At 47.1% G+C, this 399-nt stretch carries 1 pseudogene; it reads right to left on the reverse strand.

The features are described 5' to 3' along the window. Positions 1 to 100 precede the first annotated feature (100 nt). Positions 101 to 301: pseudogene (locus tag BGK49_RS31535) on the reverse strand (helix-turn-helix transcriptional regulator); the annotation flags it as partial. Positions 302 to 399 lie beyond the last annotated feature (98 nt).

Below are 399 nucleotides of genomic sequence, written 5' to 3' on the forward strand. Positions count from 1 at the left end.
ACTGGCCGATAAACCGGGTCGGCGAACTGCTCCCCTGGCGCGTAGCACTGCCGACTGAATAACACATCCCCGTCAATACGGTTCTTGCTGCACGCTTACCGTCTTCGTAGGCATCATCCTCTTCGTCAACGATTGGCCGTAGACCATCAGAAAGGAACTGATGAAATACCACTTCACGCATATTTAACGCATAACGATACTCGGAAGAATCAAAAACGAAGAAGCGTTCTATGTTTGGGGTGTTTTTTTCCTGAAAATAATAATAAAACCTCCGCTTATCCGCTGCTGAAATGGGCAACAGTGAAGTGGTCAACAAAAACTGGCCACCGAGTTAGAGTTTTTCCAGTATCGATTTTCCGATTCGTTTGGGGGTAACCCACCGTTATATTCGTGCGGTCT

It is taken from the genome of Shigella sp. FC1544, assembly GCF_001722145.1.
Lineage (GTDB): Bacteria > Pseudomonadota > Gammaproteobacteria > Enterobacterales > Enterobacteriaceae > Escherichia > Escherichia coli.